We start from the raw sequence: 19,986 nt of genomic DNA, 5'->3' as shown, positions 1-19,986 counted from the left end.
AAAACTCATTATCTTATTTTGAAATAAGAGGTTCATTTTGTTGAAAGCGTCCGGTTTTTCTGTTTTTTAAACCTGTATTTATCGTTAGCGCTTATCAATTTATATATATTTTTTTACATACGTAACAACAATTCACCCCTGCCTCATGAGACAGGGGTGAAAAGGAATTTTTATGTATTTTGTTTATTATCAATTCAATGTCATATTGAATCCCGCACCTACACCCCAGTGACCTCCAGAAGTTGTTGCGGATATGTTAGAGCGGTATTTTCCATTTTCTGAGGTGTAACCTGCACCAAAGGCAAATGCAGACTGACTACGCCATAAACCAGTACCAAATCCAACGCTTAATTTTCCAGGTGTATCATTGTAGCGTAAGTTAGACACTGCAAGACCAATAGCCGCTGCTTGTCTTGCCTCTTTTTTCACACTCTCAATACTATAGTTTAAAATATCAAACTTCATATCTGTATATTGCTTAGCCCGATCAACAGCATCATCAATCGCATCAATCACAATATTATTAACCCGTTGATCTGTATACTGCTTGGATTCATCAAGAATAATCTTCATCTGTTCTTTAGTATAATCATGAAGTTGACCACCATTTACAGCCTCTTTCGAGCCTTTTTCAATTTTACCATCAGCTACATTATCAATCAGAACAGGTTCACTGGCATCCCCCCCCGCTAATGTGATTTTATTGGTTTTTTTGCCGTTTTCATCTCTATCATAACGAACAGCATCCTCTTCAATGCCGTCAACTCTATTATTGATGTTATCAACTTTGGCATCAATATTGATAACTGTATCACCAATATCAGCAATCGTATTGGAAATGGTATCAACTCTGTTGGTAAGATGTTTCACATCTTTTTCGACACCAGTGACACGTTCATTGGTTTCCCAAAGTTGCCCACCATTGACGGCATCTTTCGAGCCTTTTTCAACTTTACCATCAGCTACATTGATAATTTTATTCGGCTTTCCATCGCGACCAGCATCATAGGCTTTTTCTTTATCATTCCACTTTAAAGCATCTGAATCGACCTTGTTGATGACATCATCAATACGGTTATTAATATTTGACATATTTTTATTGACGTCACCAAAAGCATCAGCGACATTATGATGCTCTGTCTCAACAGTCGTACCATCAGCATTGACTTGAACAATCTTAAAAGTAGGATCTGTCCATTTGCCATTCTCATATTTGGCACCACCACCGAAATAATTCGCAAGTTGGTTATTCATGGAATAAAGTTGGTTGCCCGTAATGGCATCTGTTGAACCTTGAGCAATCTCACCATCTAAAAGATACTTCAATTTGCTGTTTGTTTTCTTACCATCTTTTTCATGACGTGCCACAAATGCTTCTTCCTCATCATCCCACAGTAAAGCATCTTTAGAGAAATCTTCAATTTTCTGGTTAAACTCATTGGATACATTCGTTAAGCGTTGATTCACATCTTGAACATTTTTATCAAGACCTGTTAAAGCATCACCAACATTGTAAAAATTAGCCTTCCCTACTTCACCACCTACAATAGCGGATAAAGTATATTTCAGCCCTTCAAAAGCACCGTTAATGAACTTTGCACCACCACCAAAAAACTTTGCAATATCTGCTGATATTTTATTAATCTGACTACCATTGATTGCATCGTTGGAATTTTCAGAAATGCTACCATCTTTTACGTTATGAAGAGCAACTGGTCCGTTGTTCTTATCGCCGCCCAAAGTTACACTACCATAATTAACACTATTATCGTCATTCTTATCATAGAGAACCGCAGCAGCAGTTACTGTCTCAATATCTTTAGAAATCTTATCTATGCTTTTATCAAGTTGGTCTTTGTTAACAGCTTCATCACCATTTTCTGCCTCCCGCACGCCAGAAATTTTACGTCCTGAACCACCAACACCTGCAATATTGATCTCAGTACCAGCGGTATCCTTACCAATAGTAATAATACCTGATGCACCTCCATCTTGCTTAACAAGACTATTTTTTACCACATCGGAAATCTTATTATCAATATTTGTGATAGAAGTATTAACACCTGTAAACGCTTCCGTAACATTATGATAGGTCTCCCCCTGAATAAGGAAAGCTGGTTCTATACCGTTCAATACATCTGCACTACCACCAAAATATTTCGATGTATTTTGAGCGACTGTTTTAAGATTGTCAGTAACAGTTGTAACCTTCTTATCCGTAGCAAAAAGCTGTGAACCATTTACCGCTTGCGTTGATGTTTGAGAAAGTTCTCCATCTTTTACACCGGAAAGTGTTCTTTCTTGCTTATCTTTATTTACAAGGCTGATTTCAGTACCACCGGTTGCTTTACCCACAGTAATAAGACCATCTTCTCCCTCCTGCTTTACAAGGCTATTTTCTGTTACATTGTTAATCTGATTATAAATATCTGTGATAGAATTATCGACACCCTCAAAAGCATCAGCGACATTATGATGCGTTTTCTCAACAATAGTGCCATCCTCATTACGCTGAGAAACTTTGAAAGTAGGATCGCTCCACTCTCCATTCTCATAGCGAGCACCACCGCCAAAATAATTCGCAATCTTATTGCCCATCTTATAAAGTTGAGAACCATTTATTGCATCTGTTGAATCTTCTGAAATATCACCATCCGCAAGGAATTTAATCTTACTATCTGTCTTCTGTCCATTTGGTCCACGCAGTGCGACAAACGCTTTTTCCTCTTCACTCCAAAGTAACGCGTCTTGAGAAAATTTATCAAATTTATCATCAAATTTCTTGTCTACATATTGTATATGTTTATTCACATTCTTGACATTTACATCAAGTCCTTCAAGAGCCTCACCAACATTGTCAAATGTTTTCTGTACTACTGTACCATCTGCAGAAACGGTAGATAAATTATACTGTGGTCCAACAAAAACACCATTTTCAAACGAGGTATTACCACCAAAGAATTTTGCAACATCTCCAGCTATTGTATTAATTTGACTACCATTTACAGCTTCCATGGAGTCTTTGGAAATTTCACCATTTTTTACACCTGCAATGGTTCGCTCTCCCTCAGTACCTGTAATATCAATTTTCGTACCGCCTTTTTCAGCACCAATAGTGATAAGCTTCTGATCTTCTTTCCATTTAACAAGACTATTTTCTGTTACATTATTAATCTGACTATAAATATCTGTGATAGAAGTATCAACAGCAGCGAAAGCATCCGTTACATTGTCGTGTTTTGTATTCTGAACCATAAAAGTTGGTTTGATACCATTAAGTATATCTGTCTCCTCACCACCAAAAAAATCCACTATATTAGTAATATAATTAAACAGTTGATGGCCATTTATTGCTTCTGTTGAATCGGAACTGACTTTTCCAACTGCAACGCCAGAAATAATTCGATCTCTGCCTTCAGAGTTCGCAATATTGATTTCGATACCTTCTTTTTCAGCACCAATGGTAATATTTTTTTTACTTTTACTCCATTTAACAAGACTATTGTCTTCTATCTCAAACTTCATTTTATATAATTGTGAAAGATTAACAGCATCATGCTCATTGCTACCATCTGCGACTCCTGTAATTTTTGTATTGGCGGCATGAATACCACCCTTGGTCATTCTTGGGCCATCTTTGATCATGAAACCGGCATTACTCATTCTGCTGTCCCCTGTTTCTACACGACCAACTTTAATATATTCGCTTAAATCAAACTTTACTTCATTGTTATCACCTTTGGTAATTTTTATATTTGTGTTCTCACTCTCATTATTATCATCGTCTTTATGCTTAACTGCAACAAACTTTACTGTACTTCCTGCTTCAACATCTGTAGCTTCTTCATCTTCAACAGCAAGTTTCCAGCCCGTTTCCATCCCCGCTGTAAAGTCTTTCAGCTGTTTATAATTTACTGCATCAGTATCATCAGTACCAGCTTTCACTTTTGTAATCTTTTTGCCACCAGCATCAATACCTTTCATAGTTATGCTTGGACCACCATCGACAAACTTAAAGCCATCGTTGCTCATAATGCTGTTGCCTGTCGTGACACTCGTGAGCTTAAGAGTATCATTCAAAGAAAATGTAACTTTATTACTGTCTTTTGCAATTTTTATATTTTTGCTACCATCTTCATTTTCACCAGCAACAAAATCTACTGTACTCCCAGCTTTAACATCTGTAGCATTGTTACCATCAACAGAAAGTTTCCAGCCATTTTCTGCAAGTGTCCTTACCTCTTTCAGCTGTTCATAATTTACAGCATCAGTATTGCCTTCTGCCTTAGCTACTCCTGTAATTTTTTTATCACCAGCATTAATACCATTCAAAGTTATGCTTGGTCCATTACCATCAATAAACTTAAAGCCCTCATCACTCATAATGCTGTTGCCTGTCGTGACACTCGTAAGCTTAAGGTTATCATTCAAAGAAAATGTAACTTTATTACTGTCTTTTGCAATCTTTATATTTTTGCTTCCGTCCTCACCCGCATCCGCAACAAGATCTACTGTACTCCCAGCTTTAACATCTGTAGCATTGTTCCCATCAACAGAAAGTTTCCAGCCTGCTTCAGCAAGTGTTCTTACCTCCGTCAACTGCTTATAATTTACAGCATCAGTATCTTCTTCCCCTGCCGCTACCCCTTTAATCGTTTTATTACCAGCATGAATGCCATTAACAGTTATGCTCGGCCCCTCATCACCGTCAAATCTAAAGCCAGCAGCATCCATAATGCTGTCTCCTGCTGTGACAGTCATTACCTGAATATCATCAGCTAGATCAAATGTGACATTGTGATCATTATCTTTTTCGATCTTGATATTTTTTGTACCTTTATTGTCAACTGACTGAAAATTTACTGTACCATTTGGACCAATAGCCGTAGCATTTCCACCGTTAACAGCAAGCTGCCAACTCGTTTTGTTCGCGTTTTTCACCTCTTGCAACTGTTTATAATTCACTGCATCGTTAGGTTCAGACCCATCTGCTACGTTTGTGATCTTTTGCTTGGCTGCATCAATACCATCAATAGTCATGCTTGGACCATCATTACCATTAATAAAAAAGCCGTCTACAGTCATGCGTGAACCGCTTTCACCGTTAACAAAAAAGCCATCATCACTCATCGTGCTTTGGCCTGTGGTGACTTGCGTCAATTTAAGATGATCATTTAAAGTAAATTCAATTTTATGCTTATTATCTGCAGTGTTTTTTGCAATCTTTAAGTTGTCTTTTCCCGCTTCTTTTTCACTTTTCACTGAAAAATCTACGGTATTGCCTGAATTCACATCTGTCGGATCGGTATCGTTAGCAGAAAGTTTCCACCCCCCTCCCCCTGCTATGATATCTTTCATAGCTTTTAGTTGCGCCACGTTTACCGCATCGGTATCTTCACTTCCAGCTGCAACCCCTGTAATTTGTCGTGTTAGCGTACCCTTACCAATACCACCAACTTCACCAACGCTAAAAGCGCCTGTGGTGCTCTTCCATGCTATACTGGTTTTTGTTGTCCCTTTACCTGTTACAGGATCATAACCAGCAACATTCTTGTCTCTATCAGAGATAGCCCCACCACCTACAGCAACACCATCTTTAACAAGCACTTGCGAATTTACACCAATGGCAACCGAATCTTCTTTTTCAGCATAAGCTTGCGTACCTATAGCAATCGCATTTTCAGCATTCGCGATTACTTTTCTGTTAGGATTATTTTCTTCGGTTCTGTCAGAGCGCCTGCCCCCTATTGCAATAGCACCTGAAGCTTTAGCTTCAGCATCTGTACCTATAGCAATCGTATAACTCTTTTCTGCCTTTACCTTTGTACCTAAAGCAATGCTATTTGTACCTAATGCAGTTGCAAGCCCTCCAATAGAAACTGAAGATTTGCCCGATGCTTCTGAGCCTACACCCATAGCAACACTTGCTATACCACTTGCAAGTGCGGAAACACCAAAAGCTTGTGCACCCCCTGCCTTTGCTGTCGCACCTGCACCAAATACGGTTGAATAATTACCCGTCGCTGCAGATCCACAACCCGTTGCAAAAGAATAAACACCATAAGCCTCAGGCATTGCACTAACGATACCGCCAGTCGGTGTCCCCATATAACCTTTAGTGGGATCACTTAATGTCCCATCACCAGTCCAAGTAACCTTTTCAGTAGTCGTGCCATAAGGTTTACGACCTCCAAAAACTTTCTCACCAATAAATCGCTCATATTGTTGCTCTGCGGTTATTCGTTGATTATCAGCAATTCCTTGTTGTTGTTTGCCGCCACGACCAATAACGTTGTCTACACCACAGTAGTCATCATCACCAGCAAAAACAACACTCCCATGACTACCGTGTGGATATACAACACCAGTACCAGTTGTACTTTGACTCGCCCCTCCTACTATCGCAAGATTCGCCGCAAAAACAGGAGAAACACTCGATAAGAGTGTCGCCATTACCGTACTAAGAGAGACAACTTTAATTAAATTTGGTGTGGAATATTTTTTTTTCATAAGAATCTCCTCCTACAGAGTTCAACATCATCACAACGCGCGAAAACACACATGGCAAAACCCTTAGTTTGCGCACTTCAAAAACCAATAAATCAAGACAAAACTCCCCCCTACGATACCGATACTTATCCGGCATCGACCTAAAATCTCTGCAACAACATCGAATCTAGAAAAGTCCCCAACCCTTTTAGCTAGAGGGATTCAAGCTAAAAAATAAATAAAAACACAAGACTTTGAAAATATACCGTAATCTCCATTCAAAAACACTGCGATTTATCTCTTAACAAAAATAGTTTCACTAAAGAGCAATTCTACTTTTCAAATAAAGCGCATCAGAAGAATGGCAAGAGCGTAAAAATAATTTTTTATAAATTTGTAAAAATACTTCTCAATAAATTAGCTGTTCTTATACGCACAAATTTATGATTTTTTTAACTTATCGCACAATGTAATAGATAATGATTATCATGATAATCTCACTTTTTGTTGCGAGGTAAACTGTTTCAATATACTATACATCTCTTTGAAAGAAATCTGTCTTAAATATAATGATGCACGCTCTGTAAAAAGTTTTAACGTACTCATCTTATCATCTTCATAAAAAGACAAAAGCGCATCTATAAATAGTCTTTCGTTCTTCTCTCTTATATATCTGTTACCCTTCTATAGGAACAAAACATCGTCATTGTATTTTCACTATTGTATAAATTTTTTAATATCACAAACCGAAAAGAAGCTGTTTTCTAAACTCTTTCCTCTCACAGAACCCACTGTATTTTCACTGTTGTCCGTATCTTTTCTTCAACCAACAAATATTTCAGGAATGATGCTATACTCGCTTCCTTTTGAAGAAATTTTGTTTGTATTGCTACCCGTCGTTCTTTTTATGAACCGTTTTATTTTTAATCAGAACAGTCTATTGATTTATAATGATAGTTTCTCGTTTTTCAGATCGAATAAGAGACTCGAAGATCGTGAGATCTTCACATTCCAAACTTGGTTATACAGCAGAAAATCAAAAAAGTTTTATTTTTTTTAAAGGCTGTTCATTCGTATCTTATGAAATTTCTAGATGTGCTTTTCAGTTTCGATTTTACGCTTTAAATGTAATTTTAAAAGTGGCAAAGTGGCTTCGACTTCTTCTATATCATTGAGGTTTTGAATAAGCTCTTGCAATCTTCCATAAAGCTCTGCTGCTAATTCCGCAACATCTTCAGGAGAAAGTGTTATTTTTGCATCATGATAGGTCGTATAAGCTAAATGTCCAAGCTTTTTCATCAGCCCAACAGGTATCGCTTGCGGTTTAAAACCAGCTGCTTTTGCCTTTGCCATATCTGAAAACATCTCGCCATTTCCCGTTACTAGCCAATCTAATGAAACACCACAAATTTCTTGATATTTGGAGAGCGCAGAGGCTGTAGGCTCACTTATACCAATTTCATAAGTTCCTATAGAGCCAGCAGTGATACCAAGATGTTCAGCAAACTGCTTACGCTCTGTAAAACCAAGAGCGTGACGCACTTCACGAAAACGTTTTGCCAACTCAGTTTTAGGTTTTGCTTCCGGACGAGCCAAAAAAAACACTCCAAAATCAATATAATTGTTGACTAAATAACTATATTGATTTATATCTATCATTACTGCCCCTTAAAAAGAGCAGTTATCACATACATAACCCCACAAAAACGGATGTTACAGCATCCATTCAAGCAGGAGCGAAAATTATGACAATTACAAAAAATGCAATCGCCGTGGTATTTTTCTGAGCTGCGCCCCTGTAATATAACCTCGAAAAAACTCAAGCCTATCAGAGGTTATTTTCCAGAGTCAAAAACATTTGGACACAGGCCAATGAAAAAACTAAATGCGCCACTGCCAACTCTATCAGTTTGCATGCCAAGCCAATTCTTGCCAACTGCTTTCTCAAAAGTTGCAGTCATATTCTTTCAAAAGCAAAAAGCCTAATACGATTCTCTTCATTTCATGCTGTGCAATATACCACTGAAATCTTATTACAAAAATATGCAAATGCATTTCCCATAGGTTTTTATAAGGTAAAAAGTTTATCAATGTCTAAAAATCAATATAAAATAGGCAAAATAATTGGTATTCTACAAAAAACGAGATTATCACTCGTTATTAAAAAGTTAGACGTTTACAAACCCTGTTTGCTTATTTTATATATTAATGGCACTGATTTAGCTGTAACTGGCAATAGAGATTTCAGGGTGTTTGGTTTATCGTCAGAATACTCTTCCTCTACGCATATTAAAAGCCTTTTGGCAATGTATTTTAAATGCTATAAATTCTATAGTAAACACATTGCCATCCATATTTACAATTGGGCGCTTCAAAATCTTGGAGTAATAAAATCTTTAATAGGCTTTGATTTAAAAGCGCGTATTTTGCAGAAAATTGACAAAACCATGAGGTTCGTATACATGGCAATTTTAAGTGATGATAGTGGAGTGATACTTAAAAAAGCTGCATGGAAACCCGCAACGTTGAGGAATTAAGCATGACCTCTTTATGCGATAAAGAATTATCTGATACACTGGTTGGTCTTTATGACGACTATCAACGCGGTTTCGACATTGGAGAAGAGCTTAAACTGTGCGTGGATTTGGCGTTATCTCTTGAATTGGAACTCAGTATTCACCGTTTAAGTGAAACAGATGCTGTTTTAAAAAAAGAGATTGTGCAAACCTTGCATCGTCGTAGAAATACTCATTCCAATGAAGATGAAATTGATACAATTTTTCATATGGATTTTGAAAAACAAAAATAATACAATACTCTCCCCATGTAATACGATATTCCCTCATCGCTTTACTTTCTACTACGCTTAAACAAAAAACTTTCAAGAAGATTTAAAGTGTTACGTTTTCGTCTTCTTAACAACAGTGAGATGAATTAAAGAAACGCATCAATTCTTTTAGATCATTATCAAAAAATAGAGAGTATTCTCTAGCATACATCAATTTATGCTTTGTTCATTAAGCACCAACTTTTACATTTTCTCAACTCTCCTTTAAAAGAAAAATGTGAAATGTACTGCAGCGTAAATATTTATAAAATAGCGTATGTTGTCCACACTTAAATGTAATTTATTGTTTTTCATGTTTATAAAACAGCACTATGAGTATTCCAACAAACGCAACAATGCTTTGAAAAAAATATATCGATTGAGGTGATATGCTACTGTTATCGCTTGCCATAATGAGATAGACTCCGAGGATCAAGCATCCAGAGATACCATTAAAACTTGCCTGCAATCTTCCTTGGTATTCAGGATCACAAGAGAGTTGTGATAAAGAAATCGAAAGAGCCCAACTCGAAAGTCCAAATCCAATCATAAAGTAAACAGGAAAAACAACAAAATTGTGTGTATTAACAGATAGAATAGCAAGGCCAATAGCCATAAAAGCTAATAAAATGGCTAATGTTTTCCTTATGGATAAAACTTTACAAAGAAGTGGTGAAAAAAACGCACCTGTCAATACACCCATAGAATAAAGCACCTCAAATATTGCAAAGGTCCTGTTATCCGCATGTAAAACCTCTTGTATATAAGGAACGAGAATAACAGGAATGGTCATCAAAAGAGTCATAATAATCATCTGGCTTATATAAGGTACAACAAGAGCTGGATTCTGTTTAAAATAATGAAGGGATGCTGTATAATTTTCCCACCAATTTTGCTGGTTTTGTTTTTTAGATCTTCGGTTTTTAGGTACCTTCATTGCAAAATTAAATAAACCAGCAATGATAAAGAATATACCACCTATTAGAAGAGTTCCTTTTGTTCCTGCATAGGACAGTATAAATCCACTTAAGCCCATACCTACGATAGTGCCAAGTTCATAAACCATATCGATGGTTGCATTTGCATTGATGAGCTGTTCCTTCAGCACAATACTTTGAATTAAAGAAATAGCTGATGGCATATAAAAAGGGATAAAAATACCCAAAAGAGCAGATAAGACCATCAATTCAATTTCTATACCAAAATGCCAAAGCATTACCCAGCTTACAATTACCAAACCTCTCACAAGATTTGAAATAATAATCTGCGTTTTACGGTTATATTTATCTGCCAATATGCCAAAAATAGGCGCAAAAATAATGCCAGGCGTCCAAAGAAAAAGCATCATCAACGCTATACCACGGATTGAGCCCGTCTGATTGTAAGCGAGCCATGACAATGTAATATAATTTAGTCCACTTCCAAATGTAGCAAATAAGCCGCTCAAAGTAAAATAGAGAAAAGTTCTATTTTCAAATAAAGCAATGCGTTCCTTCAAATTTGAAGTGAACATAAATTATCCTCTAAAATGAATACCAGTCGATATGCATGATACATCCTGTTTAAAAACAGGCATTCTTACAATTTTTATTTTAGATCATTAAATTTAAGAAAGCAAAATTTCTTTTTTGAGGCTTTTACAATCTTTGTGCTGTTTTATGATTAATTCTTCTATGAAAACGGAACATTTATGGACAAAAACAAAATTAATATTTTATGTGCGTTTTATTCAGAAGCTACACCTTTATACATATGTGAAACAATTTTACGGTATGGAAGCTTCACTCACATTATTGTCCTTATTATTCTGTGCACTAAAATATGCTCGAGTATATTCCTCCATGTCGTTCTTCTATCACCACACTTCGTCTCTAAAAGAATAAACATACTATTATCCTCACAATAAATATTGCTAATTTTTCTACTCCCCTTCTCTAAATCTTTTAAAACAAGCCCATTACAGTTAGTTTTCTAATTAAAATATATAACGTGATATTTTTCCTGAGCAGTTAAATTATTGCAATCACATCTCTAAAGTTTCAGATTTAGAGTAAGAATACATAAAGGAGGATTTATCGTGGATAAATTGATTAATAAATGATTTTATTCATAATCAAAAAAACTTATCTATATGATGTCGTATTTGATGATGAATTAAAGAAACAGGAGTAGTTCCATCAATTGTTATAAACCGCTCATCTATTTCCGATAAAACTTTGTATACTTTGTAAATTTTTTCAATAAAAGAGAGTTTTTCTTCATATTTTAAGTTTAAACTATCCCTTTTCTGCAACCGTTCCAGTATAGTAATGGGCGGTAAATGAAGATAAAATGTAATATGAGGTCTTGGAATAGATTGATTTAATTTAACGACACTTTCAACAGAAAGCTCTTGAGCATAAAAATAAGCAAGACTAGAATAAACATATCGATCGCTAATTAATAAATTTTGCGATGACGTTAAGGAAGGTTCAATAATTTCAAGCGTATATTTGCGTCTATCTGTCGCTGATAAGAGTGCTAAAAGCAACGGATCAATTGCTTTTCCATTATCTAAGTAATCTCTAATTTCTGGATTATTTCTATACCAATAACTGGGTTGAGAAGTTCTTATTATATGTTTTTCTGTTGAGTAATGGCGAGCAATTTCTTTGAAGACCACATGGAGTTATAAACTTTTTTATCAAGATACATTTTGTCTATATACTTTCCATAAGTTAAATTGTTTTATATCTGAAATCTCTTAATGTTTAATAAGGTGTTTTTTAACTCGTCTCTAAACAGAAAAACACAATACTCCCGCATTTTGTATAACTTATTAACTTTATGATAAATGGCGGTATATAGACTTAGTTTTAAGATAATGTTATATTTTAGACAACTTAAAATGAGATTAAGTATTTGTAAAAAATATATTTTTTTGTTCACACTCCATAACCTGTCATTTTTTGACGAATTCTAGTAGAGTTTCTGAGGATTACTCCTATAGCGTCGTGTAAGTGTATAGAAATGAGTTCGATCTCAGTATATTATTGTCCCTTAAGAGCTGCTACTAGATTGCGCTCCATAGGAAGATAATGAAATCAACTCTATCTTTTCTCAAACCACTGCCCTCGCTATAAGCATTTGATATCCGATCCCGTCAAAAAGCAGCAGAGCAATTCTTGGAAAACATCGCTGAGATATTGAAATATGCCTAGCAAAAGCGTTTGAATCAAATGTTTCACTATATTTTTCGGTATATTCATAAACTGAAACTAAGAATATTATAATAAGACCTCAAACAACGACGACGCCCAAATCAGCCGTAATAAAGCCTCCTAAAACTGAACCAATAATACCTTCTCCCTATAAAAAGACTACTATGTAAAGGCTTTAATACAATACCTTAGCGCTAATGCCATAAATGTTTCTGATAGATAACGAAGTTTATTGTCACAACAACATCTAACAACGGTCAATAGAAAAACCTAAACCTTGAGTATAAATGGAGGAAATCTTAAGAGTGCAAACACAGCCCTCCCAAGAACATAGCTATACTGGTCATTTAGCGAAGAAACTCCTCATTGGAAAAGCAACTCACAAGAGATACAGTAAAAATACCAACCGCCTCCGCTCTCAGTTTCTCCAAAATTAGCTATCGCTATGAGAAACGTTATCGTTCAAATCTGTATCATGCTTCTATCGAAAAAACTTGACATGCCTAACAACATATATATTAGCTTTTTGTAAAAATGTATAATTTATAGCATGTGTATTTAACATGGGGGGATAATGTGCACAAACAACTGATGTTTCGGTTTTATGGGCTTGTTGTCCTGCTGTATCTTTCTGATATGGTTTTATTTTTAAGTAATCTTTGGAATGCTTATCGCATAACATCCTCATCGGTTTTCCTGGGCGTAACCATGGCTTTGGGCGCCCTTATGCCCTATCTTTTGAAAAAAAGCGGTCTTGTGCGCATTAAAGCCTCATTGCGGTTGGTCGATTTATACAAAAGGCGGATCATTATCTATAGCCTTCTTTTATTGATTGCTCTTTTCCATTACGCTGATTCCCCCTTTGGTTTTATCGCTGTCTCTATCTCTATCGGCTATCTCTCTTTGATTACCTTAAGCACACTCGAGACTTATAATACTAAACTAGCACTTAGTGGTTATATTAGCGCCCAAAAGGCTTCCCGCATTATGCAAACAGTGGTGCAAATTGGCGCATTTTTGGGAGCAGCACTAAGTGGTTATCTCTTAGAAGCGACCAGCCCTCGAGGGGCAGCGGCTGAAATCGGTTATAATGGTTTGATTGTGACACTTTGTGTGTTTGACATCATTATAAGCCTTATAGCCGGATATATTATATTTTGCGATGAATACAACGCTACAGATACCACAGCACTTGCAACTGGTAAGAAGCCAGCACCTACACCGCAAGCGGATGGACTCTCCCGTGAGCTTAAACTTTTATGCGTCTGCATAGGACTTATTGGCTTTCATATTTGCGCTTATAATACGCTGGCAACCATTCTTTTTCAGAGTGTGAAAAATTTTGGCTCTGAATACTATGGGCTTTGCAGTGCGGTTGCGGGCATGGGCGCTTTTTTGGCTGCTTTTATCAAAATCCCTCGTTTTGAATTTATTCTCCCAGCCCTTATGTTGAGCGTAGCTGATCTTATTTTTAGCACCACACAATCGCCCTATTTGGCTGTGGTCTTTTGCTTTTTTATTGGCTTTTCAATGAATACCATGCGAATTAATGCCCGCAAACATACGATTGAAGCGACCAAAACAGAGGCTCAAGCAGAGCTGGTGGGAAGCTATAGCGGCATGCTTTATACTCTCTCCCAGTCGGCAGGTTATGTCATTCTTGGTCTTCTTACAAGCTCTGCCCTTATGGGTCCTCAAGCAGCTGTTTATCTTCTGCCCCTTATAGGGCTAATAATCTTTATTTATGTTCTTTTCCTTTTATCACAGCGGAACAAAGTATGAGAAAACCTATTCTTATTGTCGACCCTTTCTCCACGGGTGCCCTCTATGGCCCTGCTTTGCAAAAATTAGGCTATGCTTGTTATGGTGTTGTCTCTCAACAAGCTCCTTTTTCACACTATATGCTTTCTTATCAGGGAGAGGGCATGGCAGAAGCGAAGCTTCATAGTGTAGATGAGATAAAGAAACGCTTTCCTATCGGCGCGATAGAGGCCGTGGTCGCAGGCGCCGAAGGGGGTATTTATTGTGCAGATCAATTGGCGGCTTATTATGGTTGTCTTGGGAATAACCCCTTGACTACCGATTGGCGACGGAAAAAAGCAGCGATGCAAAAACGTCTTTGTGAAAATGGTTTATCTTACATCCGATCAAAGATTCTTACAAAAAACGATTGTACTCTCGATGGTTTTGAAAGCCACAGCGGCTATGTGGTAAAGCCAAATGATTCTGCAGGGAGTGATGGTGTTTTGTTTTTCTCTAATCTTGAGGAAGTAGTAACGTGGGCCTCTGAAATCGACTGGAAGAAAAAAAATATTTTTGGCGCACCTAACGAGGCCTATTTGCTCCAAGAAAGATTGGAGGGAGAGGAATACATCGTCGATGCCGTTGTAAAGGGAGAGGCTATAAAAATATGTAGTTTGTCACGATATAAAAAAGGTATTCATAATGGAAGTACTTTTGTTTATGAAACGCTTGATGTGCTTGATTCTCAAGATCCCTCTTATGCCTCTCTTATCTCTTATGCAAAACAATGCATTCGCGCGCTGGGGATTGAATATGGACCTGCGCACATGGAAATCATGCAAACAGCTCGTGGTCCAGTGATGATCGAAGTAGGAGCCCGCCTCCACGGAGGAATTGCACCCACCTTGTTCGCGCATTGCTATGAAGATGGTTTACTTGAAAGCTCCGTTAACCTTATTGCAGGCGTGTTTTCGCAAACCCCAAGTCGCTTTAAGAAAAAAGGGCGTATTATCTTCCTTATCAACGAGATCGACGGTCATATTATAAAAGATGTTAACGTATGGCGGCAAAAGCTTCATTCTTGGGAAAATGTGGTTCATTTTACGCTTTTTTTTAAAGAAAACGAGCCCCTCCCCCTAACCATCGATTTAAATACCTGCCCAGCTATTATAGCAATTTGGGGACACAATGATGATGAATTATCAGCTTTGGAGAGGATTATTCGTAGCAATTTCTTATAAAATACAGCAATTGGGAGGAAAACATGAATTCAGAAGCGCAGTCAATTGAAAATATAGACAAGTATTAAAAATGGAAGCAAGTCATTTTTAAAGAATTCAATGCAACCATGAATAACACAATTAGGCCTTTTCTGCCTATTCGGTGTAAATGGATACTCAAAAAATATGCTTAGATTTGGGTTCTACAATAAGTTGACCGCAAAAAATATGATGGAAGACCTGATAACTTATTGCGATAATTATAAAAGTTTTGGAAAAAACACATCTTTTGTTACATTCGAGGAGCCGGCCCCATACAAAGTATCGAAGTTTATAGAGAAAAATTCTGATCTATGCTTAAAAACTTGCGAGATTTTGACAACCGAGAATGACCTAAGTATATACAAAAAATATGTACAATCGTCTATGGGAGTTCTGCTTTCATAGCGAACCTATATTCATAGTTTACAATACCCCGTCTTATATAAACAGAATTAAGTAAGTTCTATATTTATGTTAACTTTCCAGCCTAGGTGGGTTTTTTCTGATCTTCTCTCTACAGAACAAAAAGCAAAAAATGCATTCTCGTTGTAGGAAAAAAGCTTGAACCTTTTGATATTATCACAAAATCTCCTTTTTTAGGAAAATATGGCGCCCCCCAAAATAGAGAATGGACGCAATACTTCCTGCAAGATAATAATATTGAATCCCCACCTTGCCCATATCATATAATGGAGCACGATAATGACTAAATTTTCTAAAATTAAATTAAATAAAAATATCCATGATATATTCAAAATGATGCTTCCAGAGCAAGGATCAATAGAGATACAAAGAGATTTTCCAAAAAAAATACACGATTGGCATATTCACCAGGTCGATGAAACTCTCTTAATTATAGAGGGAGAGTTAGATTTTTTCTATAGCGAAAAACATATAACCTGTACACTAGGAGATATTATACATCTACCTGCCAATACAAGGCACAAATCAATTGCGGCAGATGTAGGATGCATATATGCAATTGCTACAGAAAATCTCACTATTGGAGATATTAGAGATGGGTAACCGCACGCTCTTTAATGGATTCTTTCTCATACAGGATTTTATTCTTTTACTCCTGCTTCCCATAATGCGCCCATAGATTCTGCGGAAAATAAGGCTATGAAATTTACGTCCTCTACCCAAACCAACGTAGAAACTTTTCAGAAACCGCATTTTACAGTACAAAATAGAACGTTATTCTTTAGGAATAAAAAATGGATCAAGCTTAACGGATTAAACAAAAAGGAAATAATTTTGTTTACAGCTTTATTGTCGAGCATTCACGAATGGATTCTGGTATTATCTCTATCTGAAATTCCCTACAAGCATGAAGCAGAAAAGTTATCAAGCATATTTAGTATACCTAATGAAAACTGCTATTACCATGCGTGATGGCTCTAAAATGTAGATGGATTTGAATTTTTAAATAATTTTTAACTCTTGCATCACTTTATTTCCATACTTTTTAAATAATATTCAATAACTTAAGTAAAATAAATATTTTTATTTTGGGTTTTGTTGTGTTGTTAATCTAAAGCATGTGAAGAGAATATATTAAAGAATTAAAATATTTATATATCGAAATTGAAGATGTCCTATTTTACCCAAAAAAGAACTATTATGACATAGGTGAATTTAGCTATTAATCTTTTGTTGCCAACAAGTGGTAAAATGATGCTGAATGTAGAAAAAATTGCATAAGAACCTTTAACAAAAATGATTAAAATTTAGATAGAATTACAAGGTATAAAATAGAATTTATTCCATCAACGCTGCAATTTTTTCTGGTTAATTTATTCTACCAATATCATTAAAGCTTTCTTCTAATGACATCGTCTATCATTGGAGGGAGATATATGATTGTTTTTCGAATTGTGACAGCACAGAAATTTCGTGATTTATTTTGTCCATTAAAAGATGTTTGTTAGTTGAGTAAGTTAAAAAATACATAGCATTCCGTATAATGTAGTGTGTATGTATAAAACTTCTCAGGGTGATCGTGTTATTTGGGAAAGATTTTACAGCAATTACGAGTATCTCTAGAATGAAAAGCACTGATTTTTAGAACAGAGAAAAACATTGATTATAACAGTTTATTAGGCTAAACGCAGAATATTATTCTAATAATTGATGGTTAATTGTAACGGGATAGTTTTTTGATAATCATAAAGAAAAAGGTATAGAGCGTGTTTCTTTTAGTTAAGGAAAAGTATTGCTCATTTTTCTTTCTAAAAGTAAGCAAATTCAAAGATAATTTTTTGTTCTTGTAGTGGTGAGAAAATAATTGTCGAAGTCAGTGAAGGGGAGATTCTAATAGATTGTTACAAAGTTTAATAAAAGTTGGAATACTTAAAAATTCTTAGTTCCTATGATGATTTAAGAATACCAGATTAGGATACGGAGAATTCAAGAGCTCAAAACTTTGTGATAATATTGGTTTAGAATTACATCTTGTTCATTCAGACGAGATGAGCCAATTATTATATGTCACAGAGACATATGGGTGGAAAATTTAAAAAAAGCTTATCCAGAATCTGACTTAAAGGTTATTGGAACTTTAGTAGTAAGATTGGCTTGGTCTCATGTTTCTCAAAAATTAGCAACCAATCTTGTTGTGACTAGACTAAATTTGGAAGATCTGCTCACTGAGCGTTTTTATAATATTATGAAATGATAAAAATATTAATATTTCTTCTTGTCTGGGACATGAAGCCGGTGCTATTTGTATTTATTATCCGTTGCACCATTGTCCGAAATATATTTTAAGTGGTTGTCACTTGAAATATGCCTTGGAAAATTATTTGGCAAGAGAGTGTACCTATATGTATTGGAAAGTAATTTCCTATTATTTGTCTCAATCTATGGGTACAACGTTGCCAAGTATAGAATTCATGCTGACAGATGACTTTCAAAAAATAAGTGCCTATAACGCATTTGAACTAAACTTTTATGAAAAACTGGAATTTAGTACCGAACCATATTCGACAATGGAGAAAATCATAAAATGGCTTGAGTCTCTGTTTAAGAGGGAGGAGGCTATTGCATAATTCTGTTTTTCTTATGATTGTGATTGGTTGTTTGACGAGTTTTTGTGCTAGTGGTGTATTATCTATTGGCCTTTCTTTGTTACAATTCCAAGATACAACGGGAGAAGCGTCTGCTACTTTAAATGTCGTTAATTTAATCGCAATTGGAATTTCTGGCTTATGTTTGGGAAACGTGTTGGCGCACTATCAAGGCTTTATAATTGGGTTTTATAGTCAAATTATTGGCGCTTGTTTATTGTCTTTCTTATTATTTATGAACAATCCAGTACTTATTTTATTTGTATTTTTTTTACTTTCTCTCTTGATGGGGGCTGATAACCCAAATAACAATAGTGCCTTGAATCAGCTGATTCCAGCTCCCAAACAAAAAGCTGGAATTTTTGCATTTTACACTAGTTGCTGTCAGTTTTTTGTTATTATATCCCCATTGCTTATATATTTTATAATTGCGCATTTGGGGCACAAAATAGCCATAGCCTTTATTGTATTTATCTATCTTTTGAATGCCTGCTTATGGTTTCGTATAAAGTCTATACAACAACTAAACAGAGCAAAAGAGCTATTAAAAAAGCCATCTCAAAAAGCTTATGGAGTTGGGTTCAGGTGCCTTTGGCGGATTTCTGCGTTGCGTTTTTTAACGATTAATCGTATTTTGAATAATTCTCTCTATACGGGGCCTATTGTTTTATTGCCACTTGTTCTTGCTTCTATAACATCAGATAATATAAAATTTACAGCCATTCAAAATTCTATTTTTGCTTTGTCAGCACTGGGTTTTGTGATCAATGGTCTTATCTCATCTTATTATTTACGGAAATTTCCATCTTTAATTCGTTTTTTTGTATGGGGGCACCGGCTTTTGCCGTGATCGCAATCTCTTTTGTTTTATATTTAAATTTTACTCAATATTCCCTTTATATTATGGGATTTTTATTAGGTATTGGGCAATTTTATTTTAGGGTATCGGGAATAACAATTGGACAAGCTATCACACCTAGTGAAAATTTAGCCGAGGTGATTTTGGCAGGCGATGCCAGTGTACGCATCATAACAGCTTTATTCTCTATTGTACTTTTATATGCAGGAAAATTTTTTTCATTTTCTATATTATACGTCCTGTGTGTATTTATAGGCTTTTGCGCCCCTTTATTTATTTTGCACGGACTATCTATTTACATACAAAGCTTAGAGATAAAAGAAAGCGCCGCATGAATGATGTTCAATTATTATATTACGTCAGCCTTTTTTTGATTATCGTATAGATAAAAATTTTGTACAAATATTCATGACATTAATTTTAAATAAACACATTGCGTGAGAAAAGCTGAGGTATTCGTTACCTCTCATGTGGGATAAAACGCATTTAGCGCGTTAATCAACGAAATTGCAAATAGCACTATGATCACCATTAATTC

Annotated in this window: 14 protein-coding genes and 1 pseudogene; 11 read left to right on the top strand and 4 right to left on the bottom strand. The window is 35.8% G+C overall.

Features of this window, described 5'->3' with window-relative positions:
* Window positions 1–189 precede the first annotated feature (189 nt).
* Window positions 190–6,510, bottom strand: coding sequence for a Vomp family autotransporter (locus ACFIM6_RS02155; protein ID WP_375611457.1), 6,321 nt, complete (start codon window positions 6,508–6,510; stop codon window positions 190–192).
* A 1,068-nt stretch (window positions 6,511–7,578) separates the two neighbouring features.
* Window positions 7,579–8,085 (bottom strand): helix-turn-helix domain-containing protein, encoded by a 507-nt coding sequence (locus ACFIM6_RS02150; RefSeq protein WP_375611471.1) that lies wholly within the window; start codon window positions 8,083–8,085, stop codon window positions 7,579–7,581.
* Between the two features lie 494 nt (window positions 8,086–8,579).
* Between ACFIM6_RS02150 and ACFIM6_RS02145 the strand changes: the two genes are divergently transcribed.
* A complete protein-coding gene (locus tag ACFIM6_RS02145; protein WP_375611456.1) occupies window positions 8,580–9,026 on the top strand; it encodes a hypothetical protein in 447 nt (148 codons plus the stop codon).
* A gap of 2 nt (window positions 9,027–9,028) precedes the next feature.
* On the top strand, window positions 9,029–9,298 hold the full coding sequence (locus ACFIM6_RS02140) for a hypothetical protein (RefSeq protein ID WP_012754562.1): 270 nt from the start codon (window positions 9,029–9,031) through the stop codon (window positions 9,296–9,298).
* A 319-nt stretch (window positions 9,299–9,617) separates the two neighbouring features.
* Here ACFIM6_RS02140 and ACFIM6_RS02135 read toward each other — a convergent pair whose 3' ends face one another.
* Window positions 9,618–10,829, bottom strand: a complete 1,212-nt coding sequence (locus tag ACFIM6_RS02135; RefSeq protein WP_375611455.1) for an MFS transporter — start codon at window positions 10,827–10,829, stop codon at window positions 9,618–9,620.
* A 600-nt stretch (window positions 10,830–11,429) separates the two neighbouring features.
* Window positions 11,430–11,978 carry a dTMP kinase gene (gene tmk / locus ACFIM6_RS02130; RefSeq protein WP_375611454.1) on the bottom strand — a complete coding sequence of 183 codons (549 nt, stop codon included), beginning with the start codon at window positions 11,976–11,978 and terminating at the stop codon, window positions 11,430–11,432.
* A gap of 1,129 nt (window positions 11,979–13,107) precedes the next feature.
* On the opposite strand from tmk, the gene ACFIM6_RS02125 reads away from it, so the two are divergent.
* The 9 genes and pseudogenes from ACFIM6_RS02125 to ACFIM6_RS02085 all read left to right on the top strand — a co-directional run bounded on the left by ACFIM6_RS02125 (window position 13,108) and on the right by ACFIM6_RS02085 (window position 19,783).
* A complete protein-coding gene (locus tag ACFIM6_RS02125) occupies window positions 13,108–14,298 on the top strand; it encodes a hypothetical protein (protein WP_375611470.1) in 1,191 nt (396 codons plus the stop codon).
* A complete protein-coding gene (locus tag ACFIM6_RS02120) occupies window positions 14,295–15,500 on the top strand; it encodes an ATP-grasp domain-containing protein (RefSeq protein WP_375611453.1) in 1,206 nt (401 codons plus the stop codon). Before ACFIM6_RS02125 ends, ACFIM6_RS02120 begins: the two co-directional genes overlap by 4 nt.
* 165 nt (window positions 15,501–15,665) lie before the next feature.
* Window positions 15,666–15,926 (top strand): hypothetical protein, encoded by a 261-nt coding sequence (locus tag ACFIM6_RS02115; RefSeq protein WP_375611452.1) that lies wholly within the window; start codon window positions 15,666–15,668, stop codon window positions 15,924–15,926.
* Window positions 15,892–15,981 (top strand): YqcI/YcgG family protein, encoded by a 90-nt coding sequence (locus ACFIM6_RS02110; protein ID WP_375611451.1) that lies wholly within the window; start codon window positions 15,892–15,894, stop codon window positions 15,979–15,981. The genes ACFIM6_RS02115 and ACFIM6_RS02110 overlap by 35 nt, the downstream gene beginning before the upstream one ends.
* Before the next feature lie 76 nt (window positions 15,982–16,057).
* Window positions 16,058–16,231: pseudogene (locus ACFIM6_RS02105) on the top strand (YqcI/YcgG family protein); the annotation flags it as partial.
* Window positions 16,224–16,547 carry a cupin domain-containing protein gene (locus ACFIM6_RS02100; RefSeq protein WP_375611450.1) on the top strand — a complete coding sequence of 108 codons (324 nt, stop codon included), beginning with the start codon at window positions 16,224–16,226 and terminating at the stop codon, window positions 16,545–16,547. The pseudogene ACFIM6_RS02105 and the gene ACFIM6_RS02100, both read left to right, overlap by 8 nt.
* A 1,480-nt stretch (window positions 16,548–18,027) precedes the next feature.
* Window positions 18,028–18,198 (top strand): hypothetical protein, encoded by a 171-nt coding sequence (locus tag ACFIM6_RS02095; protein WP_375611449.1) that lies wholly within the window; start codon window positions 18,028–18,030, stop codon window positions 18,196–18,198.
* Window positions 18,199–18,563: 365 nt separating this feature from the next.
* Window positions 18,564–19,439, top strand: coding sequence for an MFS transporter (locus tag ACFIM6_RS02090; protein ID WP_375611448.1), 876 nt, complete (start codon window positions 18,564–18,566; stop codon window positions 19,437–19,439).
* Window positions 19,436–19,783 carry a hypothetical protein gene (locus ACFIM6_RS02085; protein WP_375611447.1) on the top strand — a complete coding sequence of 116 codons (348 nt, stop codon included), beginning with the start codon at window positions 19,436–19,438 and terminating at the stop codon, window positions 19,781–19,783. Before ACFIM6_RS02090 ends, ACFIM6_RS02085 begins: the two co-directional genes overlap by 4 nt.
* Window positions 19,784–19,986 lie beyond the last annotated feature (203 nt).

This window comes from Bartonella sp. AA9NXGY (genome assembly GCF_042196845.1).
Lineage (GTDB): Bacteria > Pseudomonadota > Alphaproteobacteria > Rhizobiales > Rhizobiaceae > Bartonella.
This window is presented reverse-complemented; position numbering and strand designations above follow the sequence as displayed.